The sequence below is a fragment of the Erythrobacter donghaensis genome (assembly GCF_002155425.1).
In the GTDB taxonomy this organism is placed as follows: Bacteria; Pseudomonadota; Alphaproteobacteria; order Sphingomonadales; family Sphingomonadaceae; genus Erythrobacter; species Erythrobacter donghaensis.
Genome location: NZ_MUYG01000009.1, coordinates 408,697 through 429,599 on the forward strand (window position 1 = coordinate 408,697; position 20,903 = coordinate 429,599).

Below are 20,903 nucleotides of genomic sequence, written 5' to 3' on the forward strand. Positions count from 1 at the left end.
GCGCACACCAGTCGCGCAATTGTTAGCGAGCCGCCGCCGCCCTTGCCCGCCAACCCACTTTGCGACATTCTCACCCTCATAAGGGAGAGAGAATATGGCGCAATACGACCTCATCATCCGGGGCGGCACGATCGTCGACGGCACCGGGGCCGCCGCCTACACCGGCGATGTCGCGGTGAAGGACGGCGTGATTGTCGCCGTCGGCCGGATCGCGGGCAGCGCCGCCGAGGAGATCGACGCGCGTGGCAAGACCGTCACCCCTGGCTTCGTCGACATCCACACCCATTATGACGGGCAGGCGACCTGGGATCAGGAAATGGCGCCCTCGAGCTGGCACGGGGTGACGACCGTGGTGATGGGCAATTGCGGCGTCGGCTTCGCGCCCGCCAAGCCCGACCGTCACGAGTGGCTCATCAGTCTGATGGAGGGGGTCGAGGACATTCCCGGCACCGCTCTGGCCGAAGGGATCACGTGGGACTGGGAGACCTTCCCCGAATATCTCGACGCGCTCGAAAAGCTGCCCCGCACGGTCGATATCGGCACCCATGTCCCCCACGGCGCGGTTCGCGCCTACGTGCTGGGGGACCGCGAGCAGCCGGGCGCGGTGCCCACGCCCGAGGACATCGCCGCCATGGCGCAGATCGTCGAGGAAGGGGTGCGTGCGGGCGCACTGGGCTTCTCGACCTCGCGCACGGTGCTGCACAAGTCGGTCGATGGCGAACTCGTCCCCGGCACCACCGCCACGCCCGAGGAACTGATCGCGATCGGTCACGCGATGGGCCGGGCGACCGCGGCGGGCGGCCATGCGGTGTTCGAGATGGCGAGCGATCTCAAGCGCGAATGGAATGAATTCGGCTGGATGGGGCAACTTTCGCGCGAGGCGAAGATCCCCGTCACCTTCGCCGCGCTGCAATCCATCGCCAAGGAACTCTCGCTCGACGAACAGATCGCCCAGATGCGCGCCGAGAACGACAATGGTGCGAACATCGTCGCCCAGATTGCACTTCGAGGCAATGGCATTGTCATGGCATGGCAGGGTACCGTCCACCCCTTCCGCTTCCGCCCAAGCTGGATGGCGATCGCCGATCTGCCGTGGGAGGAGCAGCGGGCGAAACTGCTCGATCCGACGTTCAAGGCGCAAATGCTCGCCGAACCCAATGATTACACCGACGCGCCCAAGGATATCGGCGGGGTGGTGATGGCGATCAGCATGGGCTGGACGCTGCAATTCGAAATGGACCCCGATTTCGACTACGAACCCGGCCCCGAAGCGAGCATCAACGCCCGCGCAGCTGCGGCCGGGATGGCCCCGCAGGAATATGCCTATGACCTGCTGTGCCGCGATGAGGGGCGCGGGTTCATCTACCTGCCGATCCTCAACTACGCCGACGGCAATCTGGATTTCCTGCATCCGCTCCAGCACGCTGACGACACGGTGAATTCGCTCAGCGATGGCGGCGCGCATTGCGGGACGATCTGCGATGCGGCCTCGCCCACCTTCATGCTGGAGCACTGGGTCAAGTCGCGCCGGCGCGGGGCGCGGATCAGCCTCGAACAGGCGATCAAGCGCCAGTGCCGCGACACGGCGGTGCTTTACGGGCTTGCGGATCGCGGAGTGATCGCGCCGGGATACCTCGCCGATCTGAACGTGATCGACATGGACGCGCTCCAGCTCGGCAAGCCGTGGCTCGCCTTCGACCTTCCGGCGGGCGGCAAGCGGCTGCTTCAAAAGGCGACCGGCTATGTCGCGACGATCAAGAGCGGCGTGGTCACCTTCCGCGACGGGCATTGGACAGGCGAAACCCCCGGCGGCCTCATCCGCGGCCCGCAGCGGGTGGAGCTTGCCGAAGCGGCGGAGTAATCCGCCGCCGTCACATCAGGGTTCGATCACGATCCCCTTGGCCGGGTCGACCGCCCCACCGATCATGGTGAGGAAGGTCGTGCGCGCACCTTCAAGACCCTTGATCCGCACGATCTCGACCGTGCCCTCGACCGCACCCAGAAAGGCGTGCCAGGTTGCAGCGACCATCTTGCCGCCCTCGATCGGCCCATGCTCCTTGAAGAAGCTGACGAAGTGGTGCGGCGCAAAGAACAGCTCAGGCTTGGGCCCCGCAAGACCGCCGGTTTGCCCGAACCCTGCGCCGCGCTCTTCGATATGGGTCGCGCCGACGAGGCATGAATATTTGAGCGCATCGTCATAGTGGCCGTGGATCGCAGCCAGCAGCGCCGGGTTGCCTGCGAAGTCGACCGACACCGTATCGACCACCGGCAGGCCGCCAAGATCGTCATAAGCGACAACCTGGTCGTACAGCCCGGTGCTCTCGACAAAGGCGACATTGCCCGGCGAGGTCAGCCCGATCCGCTTGATCTGCGGCGAGTTCTGCCGCGCCACGCTGGCCAGACCCATCGCCGTCTTGGACGAGGCGCTGGTGAGCACCACCTGCCCCGCCCCAAACCAGTTTTCCGAGCGCATGAAATAGTCGATCATGAAGCCGGTCTTGAACAGCGGCCCGTAGATCATCCGCTCCGCCTCGCGCGCGGGGTCATGTTCGGGGTCTGCGGCGAGCCGGGTGTAGGCATTATAGACCGGGCTCATCGGCTGGCGATAATCGGTCATGTCGGAAAAGCCGCCCGAATGAATCTTGCCGGGGATCACGTCCAGATGCGTGGCCATCGGGAGATACCCATAGACCCGCTCGCCCACTTCGATGTCGGGACAGCGACTTTCGATCACCCGCGCATGGCCCCACATCGGGACGATGCCGAGGCCATCAGGGGCAGGGAAGAAGTCCCAATATTTGAAACCATCGCCCACCACCGCATAGGTGACATTGTTGGCGGTAACCGAGAAACTCTCGACCGCCAAGCGCACCGCGCCATCGGTGAGGGATCCCATTGGCACCTCGGCCAGCACGGCATCGGTGAGCGCGTCCTTGCGAACGTGAACCTGAGCGGCGTTCATCGGCATTCCCCTCCTTGTCGGGCGGGGATCACACCCGCATCGGCATCAGCACATACAACGCACGGGCGGACTCGTTTTCGCGGATCAGCGTCGGCGCGCCGGCGTCGGCGAGGTGGAGTTCCACCATGTCGCTGTCGATCTGGCCGAGGATGTCCTTCAGGTAGTTGGCGTTGAAGCCGATCTCCAGCCCTTCCGAGCGGTATTCCGCCGCCAGTTCTTCCGCCGCGGTGCCGTTGTCGGGCGAAGTGACCGACAGCGTCACGCGGTCCTGATCCAGCCCGATCTTGACCGCGCGGGTCTTTTCAGTGGCGATGGTGGCCACGCGGTCGACGCCCGAGAAGAACAGCTTGGGATCGACCTTCAGCAGCTTGTCGTTGGCAGTCGGGATCACGCGGCTGTAATCGGGGAAGGTGCCGTCGATCAGCTTGGAGGTCAGCACCACCCCGCCTTCACCGCCCAGCGTGAAGCGGATCTTGCTGGCCGACAGGTCGATCAGCACATTGCTGTCGAGCGCTTCGTCGAGCAGCTTGCGCAGCTCGCCCACGGCTTTGCGCGGCACAATCACATCGGGCATTCCGGCGGCGCCTTCGGGGCGCGGCAGGGTGAAGCGCGCGAGGCGGTGGCCGTCGGTGGCGGCGGCCTTCAGCAGCGGCTCGTCCTCGTCGGTGACGTGGAGGAAGATGCCGTTGAGATAGTAGCGCGTTTCCTCGGTCGAGATCGCGAAACGGGTGCGGTCGATCAGCTCGGCGAGCATCCGCGCCGGGATTTCGAAGCTGGTCGGCAGATCGCCTTCAACAATCACCGGAAAATCGTCGCGCGGCAGGGTCGGCAGCTTGAAGTTCGACCGGCCGGCCTTGACCTCCAACCGGTTGTCGCTGGTGGTGAGGCTGACCTGGCTACCCTCGGGCAGCTTCCTCGCAATATCGAACAGCAAGTGCGCCGAAACGGTGATCGCACCGGGCTGATCGACCGAGGAGGCGCTCATGGTTTCAACCACTTGCAGATCGAGGTCGGTCGCCATCACCCGCACGCCGCCGCCGAGGTCGGCATCGATCAGAACGTTGGAAAGGATCGGGATGGTGTTGCGGCGCTCCACCACCGATTGCACGTGGGAAAGGCACCGCAGCAGCGTCGCGCGTTCGATCGTGGCCTTCATCGCTTGTCCCTATCGGTCCTGTGTATGGCAAAGGGGCGAAGGAATCGCCCTCAAGCGCCGGAAAGTCATGCAAACCTTAGCGTGGGTGGCGCGTCGGGCAAGTTGGCGGCTTTGCGAGGGGCGACGCGGCTGGGGATAAGGGGGCGCAAGAGGCCCTCGCCCTACCCCAGCATCGCCATCCCGCCGTTCACGTGGAGCGTTTCGCCCGTTACGTATGCGGCCTCGCGGCTGGCGAGGAAGGCGACGGCAGCGCCGATCTCGCTCCCCTCTCCCATGCGGCCCATCGGGATACGCCCGTTGATCGCGGCCTGCTGCTTCTCGTCGAGTGCGGCGGTCATCGCGGTGCGGATGAAGCCGGGGGCGACGCAATTGGCGGTGATCCCGCGGCTGGCGACTTCCTGCGCGAAGGCCTTGGTCATGCCGGTGAGGCCCGCCTTGGCGGCGCAGTAGTTCATCTGGCCCGGATTGCCGGTCGCGCCGACGACGCTGGTGATGTTGATGATCCGCCCGAAGCGCGCCTTCATCATTGGGCGCGCCGCGGCACGCATCAGGCGGAAGCTGGCTTCGAGGTTGATGCGGATCACCTGATCCCATTCCTCGTCCTTCATCCGCATGCCCAGGTTGTCGCGGGTGATGCCGGCGTTGTTCACGAGGATGTCGATCGTCCCCAGCGTGTCGAGCGTCGCCGGGATCAGCTCTTCGACCTGGGTTGGATTGCCCAGATCGCAGGTGATCTCGACATGACCATCGTGGTCGTGGTGCGGATAGGCTTCGTTGAGCTCGTCGCGGAAGGCGCGCAGCTTGGCCGCGCTCGATCCCGAAAGCGCGAGCCGAGCGCCCTGGCTGGCCAGCGCATGCGCGATGCTCGACCCGATCCCGCCGCTGGCGCCTGTCACCAGCGCATTCATGCCCTTCAGGGAAAACATTCCGCCCCGCTCCTATTGTGCCGTAAAGGTGCGCATGCTGGTGCGCTGCATCGCCTTGGTTGCGAGAAAGGCCCCGACATATTCGGCCTTCGTCACATCCAGCCCCAGCCCAGTTTCGACCATGAAGGCGCCGAACACCACCGCATTATCATTGCTGACCGTGGCATCGCCGCCCGTCATTCCGATCATGACCTGCTCCTCGATGGCGGTCCACAGCTTGGTGCGATCCCCCTTGGCGAGCGCGGCCTCGACCTTAGCGATTTCCGCCGGCGTGAGCGGTCCATGACGGCGCATCCCGATTTCCATCAAGCGGCCCAGTTCGAACAGGATCGCAGGCTGGAGATCGGCCTGCTCCCATTGCAGCTGGTCGCCGCACTGCATCGCGGTGCTGCCAACCAGCGCGCCGAGCTGGTTCAGCGCCGGATTGTCGCCGCCGCTCAGGAGATCGATCTGCGGCAGCAGGCCATCGATCTGCGCGCGCTGTTCGGGGGTGTAGGCCTGTTCGGCGCAGGCCAGTTCCTTGACATCGCCCGCGTGCCCGGGCGCAGCGATTATCAATGCCGCGCCCGCCAGCACAAACAATCCGCGCATCACAGCATCTCCTTCGCAAAGGCCTCGAGATCCTGCATGGTCACGAGGCTGGTCACCTGCGCGTCCTTGTCGGTCCGACCGACCATCGGCCCGACCACCTTGCCGCCCAGTTCGACGAAGCTTTCCACCCCATCGGCGCGCATGGCAAGCACAGTTTCCCGCCAGCGAACCCGGCCAGTGACCTGTTCGACCAGCAGCTTGCGGCTTTCCTCGGGGTCAGTGACGGGCGCAGCGGTGACGTTGGCGTAGAGCGGTACCGCCAGCGCGCCGGGCGGGGTTGCGGCAAGGGCATGGGCCATGCGTTCTGCCGCCGGGGCCATCAGCGAGGAATGAAACGGGGCCGAGACATTAAGGATCATGCCGCGCTTGATCCCGAATTCCTTCACCAGCCCGACCGCCCGCTCGATTGCCCCCGTGTGGCCCGAGATCACCACCTGCGACGGGTCGTTGTCGTTGGCGACTTCGCAAACTTGACCTTGCGCGGCAGCCTCGGCCAGCGCCTTCGCCTGCTCGACATTGGCGCCCAGCAGCACCGCCATCGTGCCCTCGCCAAGCGGCACGGCGGCCTGCATCGCCCATCCGCGCAGCTTCAGGAGGCGCGCGGCGTCGGTCAGCTTGAACGCCCCGATCGCGGCGAGCGCGGTGTATTCGCCGAGCGAGTGGCCCGCGACGCAGTTCGCCTGTTCGAGCAGCTTCACGCCGAAATCGCGCTCGAGCACGCGCAGGGTGGCGATGGCATTGGCCATGATCGCGGGCTGGGCGTTTTCGGTCAGCGTGAGGCGGTCTTCAGGCCCCTCGCGCATCATCGCCGAAAGGTTCTGCCGCAGCGCATCGTCGACCTCGCCGAACACGTCGCGTGCCGCTTCGCTCGCCGCGGCAAGCTCCGCGCCCATGCCGACCTTCTGGCTCCCCTGCCCCGGAAAAATGAACGCGCGCATATCAGACCCCATCCGTTATGATTTGGGGCGCGCCGTTACGTCCGCACGGGCGGGCTGGCAAGGCCGAAGGGTACAACCCTGTTGGCAGAATAGTGCCCGATCAGCGCCCGGCCGAGGTAGGGCACGCCCATACGCGCGCACCAGAATTGCGCGATTTCTTCCTCGGTCTGACCGAATTCGACGTAGTTTTCCGGCACATCGGTGATCGCGCCCAGCCTGAGACCGGCCAGCCGCGGCAGCGTTCCGGCCAGGTGGAAGAACAGGCGGTCGACCGAATACATGTGCTCAGCCACTTCCTCGACCATCAGCACGTGGCCGGTAAGGTCGGGCATCATCTGCGTGCCGGTCAGCATCGCCAGCGTGATGAGGTTGAAGGCCGCCGCCGGGGTCGTGCCGTCGAGGCTGGGTTCGACCCCGCTGGTGTCGCCCTCGAGCCAGCGCAGCACCCGCCGGATCGCCTCGCGCCCGCCTTCGGACCGGGAACTCACCGGCATGTGGCCGTGGACGCACTGGCCGATGCGCGCCTTGTAGAGCGCGGCAAGCAAGTAGCCCGCGTCCGAAAAGCCGACATAGGTCTTGGCCCGCGCCGCCTCGTTCATCCGCACCACCGCCGCCTCGGCAATGCGGTTCGAGCCGTAGCCGCCCTTGGCGAACCACACGACATCGAAGGCCGGATCATTGGCGCAGTCGAGCAACGCGGTCAGGCGGGTGAGATCGTCCCCGGCGAAGTGGCCGTGCTGCGCGAAGCACTGTTCGTGGAAGGTAACGCGCACCTGCGGGAATTCGGCGGCGACCAATTGTTCGAGCGCCGCCTGCTGTTCGCGGGTGATGGGCGTGGCGGGTGCGCAGATGGCGATATTCGTCATGTGCCCCAGACTATGGCGCTTGTCAGGGGGCGCGCAAGCCAATAACCCAATGCGATATGGATAACGGGATCATCGCCGGGTCGCTCGCAGGGCGGCCGCTGTTCTTCTGCGGCATCGGCGGGTCCGGAATGCTGCCGCTGGCGCAGATCGCGCATGGGCTTGGCCACCCTGTTGCAGGGTCGGATCGCAGCCGCGATCAGGGCCGCACGCCCGAAAAATTCGTCTGGATGGAAAGCGCGGGCTTCACCCTGTTTCCGCAGGACGGCAGCGGCGTGTCCTCACCAGAGCAAGTGCTGATCGCCTCTGCCGCAATCGAGGACAGCGTGCCTGAAGTGGTCCGCGCGCGCGAACTTGGCTGCCCGCGCCTCAGCCGCGCCGAGCTGCTATCGCACCTGTTCAACGCCGCCGATTTCTCGGTCGCGGTCGGCGGCACCTCTGGCAAGTCCACCGTCACCGGGATGATCGCCTGGATCCTGACCGAAATGGGCCATGACCCGACGGTCATGAACGGCGCGGTGATGAAAAACTTCATCTCGCCCGCAAGCCCCTTCGCCTCGGCCCGGATCGGATCGCGCGACCTGTTCGTCAGCGAGGTGGACGAGAGCGACGGCTCGATCGCGCTCTACCGCCCGACCATCGGCGTGCTGCTCAATGTCAGCCTCGATCACAAGACCATCGAGGAATTGCGCGTGCTGTTCGGCAATTTCGTCGGCAAGGCCGGGACAGCGGTGATCAATCTCGATAGCGCGGAGGCTGGTTATCTCGTCCCCCGCGCGCAGAAAAAGGTGACCTTCGGGGTCAGAATACGCTCCGCCGATATCACGGTAGATCCGGATTCGATCGACCAGAGCGAGCTCGGCCTGCGCGCGGCGGTGATCGACAACCGCAAGCGCGAGGTGTTTCCGCTGATCCTGCCGATGCCGGGCCTGCACAACCTCTCCAACGCCCTGGCGGCCATCGCGGCGGCGAGCGCGGCGGGGATCGCGGTGGGCCATGCCACCTATGCCTTGCGCAGTTTTCAGGGGCTGGCACGGCGCTTCGAGGTGATCGGCACGACCCCGTCCGGCACCACGGTAATCGACGATTTCGGCCACAACCCGGAAAAATGCGCCGCCACCCTGCGCACGCTCAAGGCGACCCCCGGCCGGGTGGTCGCCTTCTTCCAGCCTCACGGCTACGGCCCCTTGCGCCAGATGGGTGAGGAACTCGCCGCGACTTTCGTGCGTGAGCTTGGGCCGGACGATGTGACGCTGATGTGCGACCCGGTCTATTTCGGCGGCACGGTGGATCGCTCTGTCGGCAGCGAGCGGATCGTGGCGCTGATCAAGGACGCTGGCGGTTCGGCCGAGCATATCCCTGCCCGCGAGGACTGCGGCGACCGGATCGCGGCCCTCGCCCGCCCCGGCGACCGGATCGTGGTGATGGGCGCGCGCGACGACACGCTGACGGAGTTTGCGCGATCGCTTCTCCCCCGCCTCCCCTGAGCCTCTACGCCCGCGCGCGCCGCCATGCCTGGTACATGGCGGGAACGCTCGTGTTCTCGCTGCTGCTGATCGCGACGACCGACCAGCTGTTTGGCCATTCGACGCTCGCCTTCGCCGCGGCCATCGTGCTGCTGTTTGTCGTCAACCGCCCGATCCTCGGCTTCAACTGCCCGAGGTGCGGCAAGAACGCGTTCTTTCGCGGCCGGTTCGCGGTGGTCTGGCCCAACCGCATCTGCACCCGGTGTGGGCTCGATCTCGACGAGGCCCCGCCTTCGCAAAATCGCTGATGGCTGCGCGGACGGGGCAAGTGTAGCCAGTCGTCCATGCACCCCCGAGATTTCAGCCTCGACACCCTGCTCACGAACTGCGCGCAACGTCATGCGCAACGGCTGGCGACAGTCGACGGCACGCAGCGGCTCACCTGGGCCGAGCTCGATGCCCGCGTAACGAATCTCGCATGCTGGATGCTGTCGCGCGGGATCGCGCCGGGGGATCGCATCGCTCTGCTGCTGACCGACGGCGCGCCGTTCCTCACGACCCTGCTCGCTTGCGGCCGGATCGGGGCGATTGCGGTGCTGCTCAACTGGCGGTTGGCCCCGGCAGAACTCGCGTGGATCTGCGGCGATGCCGAGCCTGCCATAACCTTCGTGAACCCGCGCTTCGCCGCCCTGCTGGCCGGAGCCGAAGCGGGCGAGGTGCACGAGGTCGACGAGGCCCACGCGGCCGACGGAGTGTTCGAAACCCTTGTCGCCGGTTCCCACGGGTCGGTCCGCCACCCCGAAGACCTCGCGCTCACCCCCGAACGCCCGTTCTACATGATGTACACCAGCGGCACGACGGGCAAGCCCAAGGGCTGCCTGCAGGCGGGCAGCGCGGTGGCGGCGAGCGCGCTCGGCTTCGCGCAGCATCGCGGATTTCGGCACGACGAGGTGCTGCTGTCGGTCAATCCGCTGTTCCATGTCGTCGGCATGCAGCAGGTCGCCGCGATGCTCGCCTGTGGGGGCACAAGCGTGTTTGCGGGCCGCGACGATGATAGCGCGGCGATCCTCGACCTGCTCCACCGCGAAGGCTGCACCACTACCAGCGCCTTTCCGACGATCTGCTTTCCGTGGGCCACGATGGAGCCGGTGCGCGGTGGGCGGATGCCGCTCACCAACTACACTGGCGGGGCGGGTATGGGCCGCCCGCAGATGTATGAGTTCATCGAGAAGGAGTGGGACGCGCGCGTCGTCGGCGGCTATGGCCAGACCGAGATTTGCGGCTTCGCGACCTTCATCGACTACCCGGACATGCTCGAAGCCTCCCGCTCGATCGGCTGGACTCTGCCCCATGTGCAGATGACCGTGCTCGACCCTGACGGCCATCGCCTGCCCCACGGCGAGGAAGGCGAGCTGGCCTTGCGCGGGCCTTCGGTCATGCTCGGCTATTGGCGCAACCCCGAGGCGAGCGAGGCTGCGCTCGGCCACGGCTGGCTGAGGACGGGCGATCTCGGCACGATGGACGATCGCGGGCGCGGCTATCTGCTGGGCCGCGCCAAGGAGCTGATCAAGACCGGCGGCGAAAACGTCTATCCGGCCGAGGTCGACGCAGTCTTCGCCGCCATGCCCGAAGTCGCCGACGCGGGCTGCTGCGGCGTGCCCGACCGCAAGTGGGGCGAGGCGGTCAAGGCCTTCGTGGTGCTGAAACCCGGCCAAACGCTAACCCGCGCGGAAATCACGCAACGCTTCAAGGGCCAGATCGCAGGGTACAAGCGCCCGCGCTATATCGAATTCGTCGATCAGTTGCCGCGCGATCCGATCGGCAAGCTGCTGCGCCGCGAGCTCTCGGCCCGGCCCGTTACGCCCGATCAGGCAGCGGGTTAGCCGTTCATCGCGGGCTGGCCACGCCCTGACGGACGCCCATCACCCGCTGCGCCAAAGCCTTGCAATCCTGTCGGGGATTTGCAATTTCCCTGTCATGCAGATTGGTCCTCACGCCGGGGGCGCGGCAAGGGAAACTGATCTATCATGGCAGGTTACGAGCTCACCGGGGAACGCCGCCTGACGCGCATCAAACGCAAGGTGCAGCAGTTTTTCGGACCCTGGGGCGTGTTTTTCCAAGGCTTTCTTGAGCATCCGGTGATGGTCGGCTCGATCATCCCCTCGTCGCGCTTCACCATCCGCAAGATGCTCGCGCCGGTCGACTGGAGCCGCTGCAAGCTTTTCGTCGAATACGGGCCGGGCGTGGGCACCTTCTGCCGCCCGGTGCTCGACCGCCTGCCGCGCGACGGGATGCTGATCGTGATCGACACCAACCCGCTGTTCATCGACTATCTGAAGCGCACCATCGGAGACAGCCGCTTCATCGCGGTGCACGGATCGGCCGAGGATGTGGAGGAGATCATCCGCGCGCACGGCCACGAACAGGCGGATTACGTGCTCTCGGGCCTGCCTTTTTCGACCCTGCCTGACGGTGTCGGCCCGCGCATCGCGGCGGCGACGGCGCGGGCGGTGCGTCCCGGCGGGGCCTTCCTGACCTACCAGTTCAGCAAGTCGGCGCGGAACCTCACCGCGCAGCATTTCGACCGGGTCGATGACGGGTTCGAACTGCTCAACATCCTCCCCTGCCGCCTAGCCTGGGGCTGGAAGGCCGAGGGGCAGAAAACGGAAGCCGCCTAAGCCTCAAGCACGCGCCGCCCGGCTTCCTCGCGCTCCACGGCGCGGGCGTAGGCAGGCCGCGCAGTCAGGCGCTCGCGGTAGGCCTTGAGGTTGTCCGGCACACCCTCGTCCAGCCCGACGCTTTGGGCCAGAATCAGCGCATAGCCGATGCAGATGTCGGCCACGGTGAAGCGGTCGGCGCAGAGGTAATCGCGGGTCTCGAGCCGCTGCTCGACCTTGACCAACCGCTTGTGGAACCACTTGGCATAGGCCTCACCCGCGGCTTGCAGGCCCTTGTCCTTCTCGAACAGGCAGAAGCGCATATAGACCGTCTGCGGGAAAGTGATCGTCGCATCGGCATGGTAGGTGTAGTCGAGGTATTCGCCATAGTCCCGCTCCCCTGGCGCGATGGCGAGATCGGTGAAGCCGCCGCGCGTGGCGAGGTAATGCGCGATCGCGCAGCTCTCGGTCAGCTTCGTCTCACCATCGACCAGCATCGGCACTGTGCCGAGCGGGTTGATCGTCGTGTAGTCGGGCGCAAGATAGCGCGGCGGAAACGGCAGGATTCTGAGGTCGATATCGACCCCCGCCTCTTCCGCCGCCCAGGTCGCACGCAGGCCGCGGGAACGGGCGCAGGTGTAGAGGATCGGCTTTGTCATGCGCGCAGGCTTAATGCCCCTCGCCCGCGCCCACACCCAGCACTTTGTGCAGGACGAAAGCGATGATGGAGCCGAGGATCAGGCCGACCACGGCCGAAAGCGCGGCATAGGTCACCCAGCCCGCAACTCCACCCAACATACCGGCAGCGCTGGCCACAGCACCCTCTGCCCCGTGAACGACGCCGTAGATGGCGTGGAATCCGATCTCATCGGTTCCATGGAGAATGATCCCGCCACCGACCCACAGCATCGCCACGGTTCCAATCAGAGAGAGAGCCACGAGGAGCTTGGGCACGAAACGCAGCAGAAAGTGACCAAAGGCCTGCTTAGCCGAGTTGGACTGCTTTGTAAGATAGAGTCCGATGTCGTCGAGCTTCACGATCAGCCCAACTGCGCCATAAACCACCACAGTAACCACTACCGCGACCAGCGCCAGCGCCAGCCCGCGCTCCCACCACACATCCAGTTCGAGCGCGGCAAGGGTGATCGCCATGATCTCGGCTGAGAGGATCAGGTCGGTGCGGATTGCGCCACCAACTCGCTTGTTTTCGAAAGCAACGGGGTCTTTGATGTCGTCCTCAAGCGTTTCGCCGTGCTTAGCGCCGCCCAATTTCTCCATCACCTTTTCCGCGCCCTCGTAACACAAGAAGGCTCCGCCCAGCATAAGAATGTAGATAATCGCACCGGGCAGAAATTCTGACAGCAAAATAGCACCGGGCAGCAAGAAGACGAGTTTGTTGCGCAAACTGCCCTTGGTGATCTTCCAAATGATCGGCAATTCGCGCGCGGGAGAGAGCCCGGTGACGTAGCTCGGGGTGACCGCCGCATCGTCGATCACAACGCCCGCGGTTTTGCTCCCCGCCCGCCCTGCGGCAGCCGCGACATCGTCGATCGAGGCGGACGCCGCCTTGGCGATCACCGAGATGTCATCGAGCAGTGCAACCAGTCCTGACGGCATATGTCTTCCCCTTGGCGCGAATCATGTGCGCCAAAGCAGCGCCTGCCCGTCCGGTTCCATGCCGACAAGACTTGCAATTCATCGCCAAAGCTGTAAGGGGCCGCGCTTCGCATGGGAACCGCCCGGCGATTGATCGAAGAAAGCCGGAGGGGCCCCGCGTAAGGCACGCGGATCAGCCAGCGATCGGCATGGAGTGAAAGGACGCAAGATGGCGCTCTACGAGCACGTCTTTCTTGCGCGTCAGGATCTGAGCCAGGCTCAGGTTGACGCGCTGGCGGCGCAAGCCACCGAAATCATCGAAGCCAACAACGGCAAGGTCACCAAGACCGAAACCTGGGGCTTGAAGTCGCTCGCCTACAAGATCGAGCGTAACCGCAAGGCGCATTTCGTGCTGCTCAACATCGACGCCCCCGGCTCGGTCGTTGCCGAGCTCGAGCGCCAGACCCGCATCAACGAAGACGTCATCCGCTACATGACCATCCGCGTGGAAGAGCACGAGGAAGGCCCCAGCGTGATGATGCGCAAGAACGAACGCGAGCGGAAGCGCCGCGAAACCCGTGAGGAGCGCGACTGATGGCACGCCCGTTTTTCCGCCGCCGCAAGTCCTGCCCGTTCGCGGCCAAGGATGCCCCCAAGATCGATTACAAAGACGTGCGCCTACTGCAGGGCTTCATGTCCGAGCGTGGCAAGATCGTGCCGTCGCGCATCACCGCCGTTTCGGCGAAGAAGCAGCGTGAACTGGCCCAGGCGATCAAGCGCGCGCGCCAGATCGGCCTGCTGCCCTTCATCGTGAAGTAAGAGGAGAAGGACACATGGATATCATTCTCCTTGAGCGCATCGAAAAGCTCGGCTCGATCGGTGACGTCGTCACCGTGAAGGACGGCTATGCGCGCAACTTTCTGCTGCCGCAGAAGAAGGCCCTTCGCGCCAACGAAGCCAACAAGAAGGTCTTCGAAGCCAACCGCGAACGCCTCGAGAAGGAAAACGCCGACCGCCGCACCGATGCTGAAAAGCAGGGTGAAAAGGTGGCGGGCGCCGAAGTGGTGCTGATCCGCGCCGCCTCGAACGCCGGTCAGCTCTATGGTTCGGTCAGCGTCCGCGACATCGTTGCTGGCCTCGCCGATCAGGGCCACGATGTGGACAAGCGCATGGTCATCCTCGGCGCGCCGATCAAGGCGATCGGGATGCACGATGTCACCATCGCGCTGCACCCTGAAGTGCGCGTGACGGTGAAGGCCAATGTCGCCCGTTCGGACGACGAAGCCAAGCTGCAGAGCGAAGGCGTCGACGTGCTGGCCGCAATGTTCGAAGACGAACAGCGCGCCATCGAGGAACAGGCCGACGCGACCCGCATCGACACCAACCTCGAGCCCGGCGAAATTCCGGCCGAGCTGATGGAAGACGGCGACGACGCCTGATCCTTCCGCCTCACAGCCAGAAAACACAGCAGGGCGCGAAGATCACCTCGATCTTCGCGCCCTTCTTGTAAACAGCCTGTGCCCTGCGCAAAGGTGCTGCCATACAACGATAACAACAAAGGAGCAGAGCAACTGCCATGATCGACATTCCCGCCATTCTCAGCGCGCTTCAGCACCACTATGACGACGCGGTGCGCGCCTTGCGCGACGACGTGATCGCCTTCGGGCGTGACGGCACCGTGCCGCCGCAGCGCAAGCGCGAGGATGGCAGCTATGCCTATCCGCAGATCACTCTGCGCTATGCCGGGATCGGCGCGCCGCGCGATCGCAGCCGTGCCTTCGGGCGGCTCGAGATGCCGGGCACCTACACCACCACCATCACCCGCCCCGATCTTTTCGCGCATTACCTGACCGAGCAGCTGACCCTGATCGGCAGTGCCTATGAGGTCGAGATCACGGTCGAGCGCTCGCGGCAGGAAATCCCCTTCCCCTATGTGCTCGATGGCGAGGCGGGGGCGGCAATGGTCGGCATTTCGCCGCAGGATATCGCCGCGCACTTCCCCTCTACCGATCTTGCGCTAATCGGGGACGAGCTGGCCGACGGGATCGAATTTGCCGAAGATCAGGACATGCCGCTGTCGTTGTTCGATGGCCTTCGCACCGATTACTCGCTCGCTCGGCTCAAGCACTACACCGGCAGCGAAGTGAGCGATTTTCAGGACTTCATCCTGTTTACGAACTATCACCGCTATGTCGATGAATTCGTGAACTGGGGTGCCGCGCAAATCGGGCAGGATGGCTATGTCGCCCTGACCGGTGCGGCGGGGCTCGATATTCGCGAGCCGACCGCCCACGCGCAGGATCAGCTCAACGACACCGCATGGCGCCGCCACCAGATGCCCGCCTATCACCTCATCCGCGAGGACGGGCGCGGGATCACCCTCGTCAATATCGGCGTCGGCCCTTCCAACGCCAAGACCATCTGCGACCACCTCGCGGTGCTGCGCCCCCACGCTTGGCTGATGATCGGCCACTGCGGCGGCCTGCGCTCGACCCAGAAGATCGGCGATTTCGTGCTCGCCCACGCTTACCTGCGCGACGATCACGTGCTTGATCCGGTGCTGCCTCCCGAAGTGCCGATCCCGCCGATTGCCGAAGTCCAGCAGGCGATGGCCACCGCGGCCGAGGAGGTTGCGGGCGTGCAGGGCGCGAACCTCAAGCAGCGGATGCGCACCGGCACCGTCGTCACCACCGACGATCGCAACTGGGAGCTGCGCTATTCCTCCTCGGCGAAGCGCTTTTCGCAAAGCCGCGCGATCGCGATCGATATGGAGAGCGCCACCATCGCCACGCAGGGCTACCGCTTCCGGGTGCCCTACGGCACGCTGCTGTGCGTCTCGGACAAGCCGCTCCACGGTGAGATCAAGCTGCCCGGACAGGCCAACAAGTTCTACGAGGAAGCCATCGCCGCCCACCTCCAGATGGGCATCGTCGCCTGCGCCATGCTGCGCGACGAGGGCGACCGGTTGCACTCGCGCAAGCTGCGCGCGTTCAATGAACCGCCCTTCCGGTAGGGCGCGTCAGGCGACGGCGGTCGCTTCCAGCTCGACCATGATCGCCGGATCGTAAAGCCGGGCCACGCCGAGCAAGGTGCAGGCGATCTGCGCTCCGGCCGCGATATGCAGTGCGGTGGTCTGCTCGGCCGTCGCCATGAAAGTGTCGACATCGGTGGTGTAGATATTCATCCGCACAAGATTGGCCGGGGTCATGCCGGCGGACTCCAGCGCGGCGACAAGGCAGTCCCATGCCGCCTTGTATTGCGCCACGAGGTCGCCCGGATGGAGCGCCGCCCCGTCGGCATCCGACGCGGTCTGCCCGGAAAAATAGACCGTGCGGGCGGCTCCGCTGACTTCGACGGCATGGTTGAGCCCGAAGTGCTGGAGCCACGGTGTCGGATTGTGGGTCTTGATCTGCATTGGCTTGTCCCCCCTCTGGTAGAGACGCAAGCCTAGCCTATCCCTGCCCCTTTGTCTTGGTCGCCCCGCCCTTCGCGTTGGCGGCGATGAAGTCGATGATTTGCCCGGCAATATCCTTCCCGGTAGCGCTCTCGATACCTTCCAGACCCGGCGAGGAATTGACCTCCATGATGACAGGGCCGTGATTGCTCCGCAGCATGTCCACCCCGCACACGTTAAGCCCCATGCGCTTGGCCGCGCGCACCGCGGTCGAGCGTTCCTCGGGGGTGATCTTGATCACCTGTGCGCTGCCACCGCGGTGCAGGTTGGAGCGGAATTCGTCGGGCGCGCCGGTGCGCTGCATCGCGGCGACCACCTTGCCGCCCACCACCAGCGCGCGGATATCGGTGCCGCCGGCTTCCTTGATGAACTCCTGCACCAGAATGTTGACGTTGGCCCCGCGGAAGGCCTCGATCACTGACTTGGCGCTGCTCATCGTCTCGGCCAGCACCACGCCGATGCCCTGCGTGCCCTCGATCAGCTTGATCACCACCGGCGGGCCCTTGACCGCTTTAATGATCTCCTCGGCAGCCTTGGGGTCGTTGGCATAGGCGGTCAGCGGCAGGCCGAGGCCGTGCTTGGCGAGGATCTGCAAGCTGCGCAGCTTGTCGCGGCTGCGGCCGATCGCGACGCTTTCGTTCAGCGACCAGATCCCGCGCATCTCGAATTGCCTGAGGATCGCGAGACCGTAGTTGGTGATCGAGGCCCCGATGCGCGGGATCACCGCATCATAGGCCGCTACGGCTGCGCCATTGTAGAACACCTGCGGCCGGTGGCTGGCGATATGCACCGTGCAGCGCAGCGTGTTGAGAATGTCGAGCGTATGGCCGCGCGCCTCGGCAGCCTCTTTCAGGCGCTGGTGCGAGTAGAGATTGGCGTTGCGCGCCAGCATCGCGATTTTCATGGAATACCTTTCAAGTCCGGCATTTTACCGGCGGCCCGGCCCCTTATCCGCATTCGCTGGCGATTGCAGCCACGAATGACCGCTATCCACCACCATCCGCCGCCGGAGCGCGGTGCGCCCGATCAGCATCGGAAACTGCATCTGGGACCGGTCCGCAAGGCTGATCTCCGCACGGAAGGTGAGATTACCGACGGTCAGCGGCGTCTTTATGACAAAGCGGGTCTGCTGCTCGCCGTTCGACGACGTGATGCCGCGCACATCGACATGCACCGCCTCGCAATGATGGCGCTCCCCGCCCCAGTCGACCGCGAAGCGCACGAAGCGCTCGCCATCGCGCCGGAAATCGTCAAGCACGTGGGCGTGGAGCGAGGATGTGCGCGCGCCGGTGTCGATCTTTGCGGGGATGCCCGCAAGGCCCAGCTCGGGCAGGCTGACGAGCTCGCGCCAGCCGACGGTGAGCGGAGGTCGCGCCACCTTCACGGCAGGATCGCCATCCCGTCCCCGCCCTCGCCGACCTTGAGGCGGCGCAGCACCGTGCCGCTGGCGTAGTCGACCTCGGCCACGGTGTCGCTGGCGGTCTCGGCAACGTAGATGCGGCTCCCGTCCTTCGACCACAGAATGGTGACTTGCTGGCGCGCCTCAGCCTCGGCCGGGGAGGAGACGGCGATGGTGCGGATCACGCGGGCTGCAGCCGTGTCGATGACGCTGAGGCTGCCGTCCGCCAGATCGGAAGTCACCGCGACATCGCCCTGCGGACGCACAGCGATGCGCAAGGGGAAGCGCCCGGTTTCCACCGTATCGCGCACTTCCATCGTCTGCGGGTCGAGCGCAAAGGCCTGATTGGAGCCGCGCGCCGAGACCCATAGTGTCTTGCCGTCAGGGGAAAGGGCAATGCCCTCGGGCTCCTCGCCGACCGTGACGGACACAGGCGGGCCTGTCTCACCCCCCAAAGCGATACGCGTCACGGTGCGCGAGCCAAGGTCGGTCGTCCAGACCACCGCCCCATCAGGCGAAACGGCCAGCATGTGGCTTCCCTGCTTGCCGGTGCGGTAGACAAGGCCGACGTGTTCGGGCGAGTCCTTAGGACTCATCAGAACATGCACCGCCTGTTGCCCTTCGGCAGTCACATACAGGCTGCCATCCGTGTGCCAGACTATGCCGTGAGGGCGGGCATTCTCGCCAAGGTCATGGCTGGCGACCTTCACCAGATCGCCGGTGCGGAACACGTCGACCGTTTGCCCGCCATAGCAGGCGAGCGCAACGTGCTCGCCATCGGGCGAGGTTGCCAGCTCGTGCGGGTTGGTGCAGCTCGGCAGGCGCAGCACCTCCTCGCCGGTGGCCAGATCGACTTTCGAGAGCGTGTTCCCGCGCTTGGCGGCGACGAACAGGGTGGGCGGCATGGTCGCCGCCGTGCCTACCGTTTCCGGTACGATTGCAGGCGTGCAGGCGGCGAGCGCCATCAGCGCCCCCGCCCCCATGATGATACCCGCCCCCGCTCGCATCACCAACCCGCCTTCTCGCCCTTGTTCTGCTTGTCGAGCCACGCCTTGAGCGGCGCGAAATACTCGGCCATCGCCTTGCCCGACATCTGCCGCTCGCCGGTGAAGGCTTCGAGCGCATCGGGCCAGGGCTTGGAGGCTCCCATCTCCAGCATCGCGTTCAGCTTCGTGCCGACGTCCTTGTTGCCGTAGAACGAGCAGCGGTGCAGCGGCCCTTCCCATCCGGCGGTGTCGCAGGCGGCCTTGTAGAACTGGAACTGCAACAGGCGCGCAAGGAAGTAGCGGGTGTAGCTGACATTGCCGGGGATGTGATACTTCGCGCCCGCGTCAAAGCCATCCGCCGGACGCTCCACCGGCGGCACCACGCCCTGATAATCGCGGCGCAGCTCATTCCAGCCCGTGTTCATCGCGGCTTCGGGGATCGAGCCGTCATACAGCCCCCAGCGATAGCGATCGAGCAGCAGGCCGAAGGGCAGGAAGGCAACCTTGTCCATCGCCTGACGCAACAGGAGGCCGATATCCTTGTCGGCGCTCGGCACGTCCTTGGGGTCGAGCATGTCGATCTGCACCAGATATTCCGGCGTGATCGACAGCGCGATCATGTCGCCGATCGCTTCGTGGAAACCGTCATTCGCGCCCGTGAGGTAGAGATAATCCTGCTTGTTGTAGGCGCGCTGGTAGTAGTTGTGGCCCAGCTCATGGTGGATCACGATGAAGTCGTCGCCGTTCTGCTTGATGCACATCTTGATGCGCAGATCGTCGACATTGTCGATGTTCCAGGCCGAGGCATGGCACACCACCTCGCGATCGGCAGGCTTCACAAACTGGCTGCGCTCCCAGAAGGTTTCGGGCAGCGGCGCGAAACCGAGCGAGGAGAAGAACTGCTCGCCGACCTTGGTCATGCCCACGGCATCGAGCTTCTTCTCGGCGATCAGCGCGGTGAGGTCGTAACCGATATCGCCCGCGCCCTCGGGGGCGACCAGCGGATAGATATTGCCCCACTCCTGCGCCCACATGTTGCCGAGCAGATCGGCGCGGATCGGGCCGGTGCGCGGCTGGACGGCATCGCCGTATTTCTCGTTGAGCTTGCGGCGCACATAGGTGTGGAGCGCGATGTAGAGCGGCTTCACTTCCTGCCACATCCGCTCGGTTTCGGCAGCGAACTGCTCGGGCGGCATGTCATAGCCCGAACGCCACATCGCGCCATAATCGGCAAAGCCCAGCTCCTTGGCACCCTCGTTGGCGAGCGCGGTCATGCGGGCGTAGTCTTCGCGCATGGGTGCGCCGACATTGTCGTGCCAGCTGGCCCACATTTCCTTGAGCTCTTCGGGCGTGCGTTCGAGATTGCCCATTTCGGCCTCGATATCGCTGCCGTTGATCGGTTCACCATTGAGCGTCCCCTTGCCCCGCCCGTAGGCCGAGCCAAGGCGCGTGGCGATTTCGTTCAGCTCCTCGGCCGCGCCATCACGGCTCGGGGCAGGGAGCAGCACCGAATTGCGCAGCATGTCGAGCTTGCGGCGGGTTTCAGCATCGAGCCCCGCAACCTGCGCATAGCGCGCAGCCTCAGCGGCATAGCCGACCTGCTTGACCGTCAGCTCGGCGCCGTATTGCGCGGCCATCGTGTCGGTGTCGTGGTTGATATAGGTCGCGTTGATCCACGAGATATGGGAATTTTCGACCGAGAAGTCGGCCAGATCGGCCTCGACCTTGGCGAGCCAGGCGCGCGCGTCCTCGGGCGTAAGAGCGGTTTCGGCAGCAGGCGCGGCCTCGGCGGTGTGCGCGGCAAGCGGGGTGGCAGCAACAATCGCGAGCGCGACGACGGCGCCCTTCAGCAGGGGGGCGGAGAATTTCATGCGTCAGTTTTCCCGTCAGTCGTGTGACAATGGCGGGG

Annotated in this window: 22 protein-coding genes; 9 read left to right on the forward strand and 13 right to left on the reverse strand. The window is 65.2% G+C overall.

The features are described from left to right. The first annotated feature begins 94 nt into the window (after positions 1-94). A complete protein-coding gene (locus BZF59_RS08215) occupies positions 95-1,861 on the forward strand; it encodes an N-acyl-D-amino-acid deacylase family protein (protein WP_086607760.1) in 1,767 nt (588 codons plus the stop codon). A gap of 15 nt (positions 1,862-1,876) precedes the next feature. Here BZF59_RS08215 and BZF59_RS08220 read toward each other — a convergent pair whose 3' ends face one another. The 6 genes from BZF59_RS08220 to BZF59_RS08245 all read right to left on the reverse strand — a co-directional run bounded on the left by BZF59_RS08220 (position 1,877) and on the right by BZF59_RS08245 (position 7,439). Next, positions 1,877-2,962, reverse strand: coding sequence for a DUF2855 family protein (locus tag BZF59_RS08220; protein ID WP_086607761.1), 1,086 nt, complete (start codon positions 2,960-2,962; stop codon positions 1,877-1,879). Positions 2,963-2,990: 28 nt separating this feature from the next. Further along, entirely contained in the window at positions 2,991-4,118 is a 1,128-nt protein-coding gene (dnaN, locus tag BZF59_RS08225) for a DNA polymerase III subunit beta (protein ID WP_086607762.1), read from the reverse strand. A gap of 161 nt (positions 4,119-4,279) precedes the next feature. Continuing rightward, complete coding sequence (fabG, locus tag BZF59_RS08230) at positions 4,280-5,044, reverse strand: 3-oxoacyl-[acyl-carrier-protein] reductase (RefSeq protein ID WP_086607763.1); 765 nt, start codon at positions 5,042-5,044, stop codon at positions 4,280-4,282. A gap of 12 nt (positions 5,045-5,056) precedes the next feature. Next, positions 5,057-5,635, reverse strand: coding sequence for a hypothetical protein (locus BZF59_RS08235; protein WP_086607764.1), 579 nt, complete (start codon positions 5,633-5,635; stop codon positions 5,057-5,059). Next, positions 5,635-6,573, reverse strand: a complete 939-nt coding sequence (fabD, locus tag BZF59_RS08240) for an ACP S-malonyltransferase (RefSeq protein ID WP_086607765.1) — start codon at positions 6,571-6,573, stop codon at positions 5,635-5,637. The genes BZF59_RS08235 and fabD overlap by 1 nt, the downstream gene beginning before the upstream one ends. Before the next feature lie 35 nt (positions 6,574-6,608). Next, positions 6,609-7,439, reverse strand: a complete 831-nt coding sequence (locus BZF59_RS08245; RefSeq protein ID WP_086607766.1) for an LD-carboxypeptidase — start codon at positions 7,437-7,439, stop codon at positions 6,609-6,611. A 56-nt stretch (positions 7,440-7,495) separates the two neighbouring features. Here BZF59_RS08245 and BZF59_RS08250 point away from each other — a divergent pair, with 56 nt between their 5' ends. From BZF59_RS08250 to BZF59_RS08265, 4 genes are all read left to right on the forward strand, one after another. Beyond that, on the forward strand, positions 7,496-8,923 hold the full coding sequence (locus tag BZF59_RS08250) for a glutamate ligase domain-containing protein (RefSeq protein ID WP_086607767.1): 1,428 nt from the start codon (positions 7,496-7,498) through the stop codon (positions 8,921-8,923). 35 nt (positions 8,924-8,958) lie between these two features. After that, entirely contained in the window at positions 8,959-9,210 is a 252-nt protein-coding gene (locus BZF59_RS08255) for a hypothetical protein (protein ID WP_086607768.1), read from the forward strand. A gap of 36 nt (positions 9,211-9,246) precedes the next feature. Next, on the forward strand, positions 9,247-10,785 hold the full coding sequence (locus tag BZF59_RS08260; protein ID WP_086607769.1) for a class I adenylate-forming enzyme family protein: 1,539 nt from the start codon (positions 9,247-9,249) through the stop codon (positions 10,783-10,785). A gap of 144 nt (positions 10,786-10,929) precedes the next feature. After that, on the forward strand, positions 10,930-11,580 hold the full coding sequence (locus BZF59_RS08265; RefSeq protein WP_086607770.1) for a class I SAM-dependent methyltransferase: 651 nt from the start codon (positions 10,930-10,932) through the stop codon (positions 11,578-11,580). Here BZF59_RS08265 and BZF59_RS08270 read toward each other — a convergent pair. After that, a complete protein-coding gene (locus BZF59_RS08270) occupies positions 11,577-12,218 on the reverse strand; it encodes a glutathione S-transferase family protein (RefSeq protein WP_086607771.1) in 642 nt (213 codons plus the stop codon). The two genes, BZF59_RS08265 and BZF59_RS08270, sit on opposite strands and share 4 nt — an antisense overlap. 10 nt (positions 12,219-12,228) lie before the next feature. After that, positions 12,229-13,176, reverse strand: coding sequence for a DUF808 domain-containing protein (locus tag BZF59_RS08275; protein ID WP_086607772.1), 948 nt, complete (start codon positions 13,174-13,176; stop codon positions 12,229-12,231). A gap of 208 nt (positions 13,177-13,384) precedes the next feature. Here BZF59_RS08275 and rpsF point away from each other — a divergent pair, with 208 nt between their 5' ends. From rpsF to BZF59_RS08295, 4 genes are all read left to right on the forward strand, one after another. Then, positions 13,385-13,750: a 30S ribosomal protein S6 gene (rpsF, locus tag BZF59_RS08280; protein WP_086607773.1), complete on the forward strand. Its 366-nt coding sequence runs from the start codon at positions 13,385-13,387 to the stop codon at positions 13,748-13,750. Next, positions 13,750-13,974 carry a 30S ribosomal protein S18 gene (gene rpsR, locus BZF59_RS08285; RefSeq protein WP_017665523.1) on the forward strand — a complete coding sequence of 75 codons (225 nt, stop codon included), beginning with the start codon at positions 13,750-13,752 and terminating at the stop codon, positions 13,972-13,974. Before rpsF ends, rpsR begins: the two co-directional genes overlap by 1 nt. Positions 13,975-13,988: 14 nt before the next feature. Further along, on the forward strand, positions 13,989-14,594 hold the full coding sequence (gene rplI, locus BZF59_RS08290; protein WP_086607774.1) for a 50S ribosomal protein L9: 606 nt from the start codon (positions 13,989-13,991) through the stop codon (positions 14,592-14,594). Between the two features lie 137 nt (positions 14,595-14,731). Continuing rightward, complete coding sequence (locus tag BZF59_RS08295) at positions 14,732-16,168, forward strand: AMP nucleosidase (protein WP_086607775.1); 1,437 nt, start codon at positions 14,732-14,734, stop codon at positions 16,166-16,168. Positions 16,169-16,174: 6 nt separating this feature from the next. Here the strand turns inward: BZF59_RS08295 and BZF59_RS08300 are convergent, their stop codons facing one another. Genes BZF59_RS08300 through BZF59_RS08320 form a run of 5 tightly spaced genes read right to left on the reverse strand, consistent with a single transcriptional unit; the run spans position 16,175 to position 20,865 of the window. Then, positions 16,175-16,570: a RidA family protein gene (locus BZF59_RS08300; protein ID WP_086607776.1), complete on the reverse strand. Its 396-nt coding sequence runs from the start codon at positions 16,568-16,570 to the stop codon at positions 16,175-16,177. Positions 16,571-16,607: 37 nt separating this feature from the next. Further along, on the reverse strand, positions 16,608-17,513 hold the full coding sequence (rimK, locus tag BZF59_RS08305; RefSeq protein WP_086607777.1) for a 30S ribosomal protein S6--L-glutamate ligase: 906 nt from the start codon (positions 17,511-17,513) through the stop codon (positions 16,608-16,610). Positions 17,514-17,537: 24 nt separating this feature from the next. Beyond that, the gene (locus tag BZF59_RS08310; protein WP_245806075.1) at positions 17,538-17,987 is read right to left on the reverse strand and encodes an ATP-dependent zinc protease family protein; all 450 of its coding nucleotides are present in this window, start codon (positions 17,985-17,987) and stop codon (positions 17,538-17,540) included. A gap of 2 nt (positions 17,988-17,989) precedes the next feature. After that, positions 17,990-19,015, reverse strand: coding sequence for a Vgb family protein (locus tag BZF59_RS08315; protein WP_158094292.1), 1,026 nt, complete (start codon positions 19,013-19,015; stop codon positions 17,990-17,992). Then, complete coding sequence (locus BZF59_RS08320) at positions 19,015-20,865, reverse strand: M2 family metallopeptidase (RefSeq protein WP_086607779.1); 1,851 nt, start codon at positions 20,863-20,865, stop codon at positions 19,015-19,017. The genes BZF59_RS08315 and BZF59_RS08320 overlap by 1 nt, the downstream gene beginning before the upstream one ends. Between the last annotated feature and the right edge of the window lie 38 nt (positions 20,866-20,903).

Bases quoted from the DNA above. Each gene is read 5' to 3' on its own strand.
- BZF59_RS08255 (WP_086607768.1), top strand. From the start codon at position 8,959: ATGGCGGGAACGCTCGTGTTCTCGCTGCTGCTGATCGCGACGACCGAC.
- rpsR (WP_017665523.1), top strand. From the start codon at position 13,750: ATGGCACGCCCGTTTTTCCGCCGCCGCAAGTCCTGCCCGTTCGCGGCC.
- BZF59_RS08215 (WP_086607760.1), top strand. From the start codon at position 95: ATGGCGCAATACGACCTCATCATCCGGGGCGGCACGATCGTCGACGGC.
- rimK (WP_086607777.1), bottom strand. From the start codon at position 17,513: ATGAAAATCGCGATGCTGGCGCGCAACGCCAATCTCTACTCGCACCAG.
- fabD (WP_086607765.1), bottom strand. From the start codon at position 6,573: ATGCGCGCGTTCATTTTTCCGGGGCAGGGGAGCCAGAAGGTCGGCATG.
- BZF59_RS08295 (WP_086607775.1), top strand. From the start codon at position 14,732: ATGATCGACATTCCCGCCATTCTCAGCGCGCTTCAGCACCACTATGAC.
- dnaN (WP_086607762.1), bottom strand. From the start codon at position 4,118: ATGAAGGCCACGATCGAACGCGCGACGCTGCTGCGGTGCCTTTCCCAC.
- BZF59_RS08300 (WP_086607776.1), bottom strand. From the start codon at position 16,570: ATGCAGATCAAGACCCACAATCCGACACCGTGGCTCCAGCACTTCGGG.
- rplI (WP_086607774.1), top strand. From the start codon at position 13,989: ATGGATATCATTCTCCTTGAGCGCATCGAAAAGCTCGGCTCGATCGGT.
- BZF59_RS08245 (WP_086607766.1), bottom strand. From the start codon at position 7,439: ATGACGAATATCGCCATCTGCGCACCCGCCACGCCCATCACCCGCGAA.
- BZF59_RS08235 (WP_086607764.1), bottom strand. From the start codon at position 5,635: ATGCGCGGATTGTTTGTGCTGGCGGGCGCGGCATTGATAATCGCTGCG.
- BZF59_RS08270 (WP_086607771.1), bottom strand. From the start codon at position 12,218: ATGACAAAGCCGATCCTCTACACCTGCGCCCGTTCCCGCGGCCTGCGT.
- BZF59_RS08250 (WP_086607767.1), top strand. From the start codon at position 7,496: ATGGATAACGGGATCATCGCCGGGTCGCTCGCAGGGCGGCCGCTGTTC.
- BZF59_RS08315 (WP_158094292.1), bottom strand. From the start codon at position 19,015: ATGCGAGCGGGGGCGGGTATCATCATGGGGGCGGGGGCGCTGATGGCG.
- BZF59_RS08275 (WP_086607772.1), bottom strand. From the start codon at position 13,176: ATGCCGTCAGGACTGGTTGCACTGCTCGATGACATCTCGGTGATCGCC.
- rpsF (WP_086607773.1), top strand. From the start codon at position 13,385: ATGGCGCTCTACGAGCACGTCTTTCTTGCGCGTCAGGATCTGAGCCAG.
- BZF59_RS08320 (WP_086607779.1), bottom strand. From the start codon at position 20,865: ATGAAATTCTCCGCCCCCCTGCTGAAGGGCGCCGTCGTCGCGCTCGCG.
- BZF59_RS08265 (WP_086607770.1), top strand. From the start codon at position 10,930: ATGGCAGGTTACGAGCTCACCGGGGAACGCCGCCTGACGCGCATCAAA.
- BZF59_RS08220 (WP_086607761.1), bottom strand. From the start codon at position 2,962: ATGAACGCCGCTCAGGTTCACGTTCGCAAGGACGCGCTCACCGATGCC.
- fabG (WP_086607763.1), bottom strand. From the start codon at position 5,044: ATGTTTTCCCTGAAGGGCATGAATGCGCTGGTGACAGGCGCCAGCGGC.
- BZF59_RS08260 (WP_086607769.1), top strand. From the start codon at position 9,247: ATGCACCCCCGAGATTTCAGCCTCGACACCCTGCTCACGAACTGCGCG.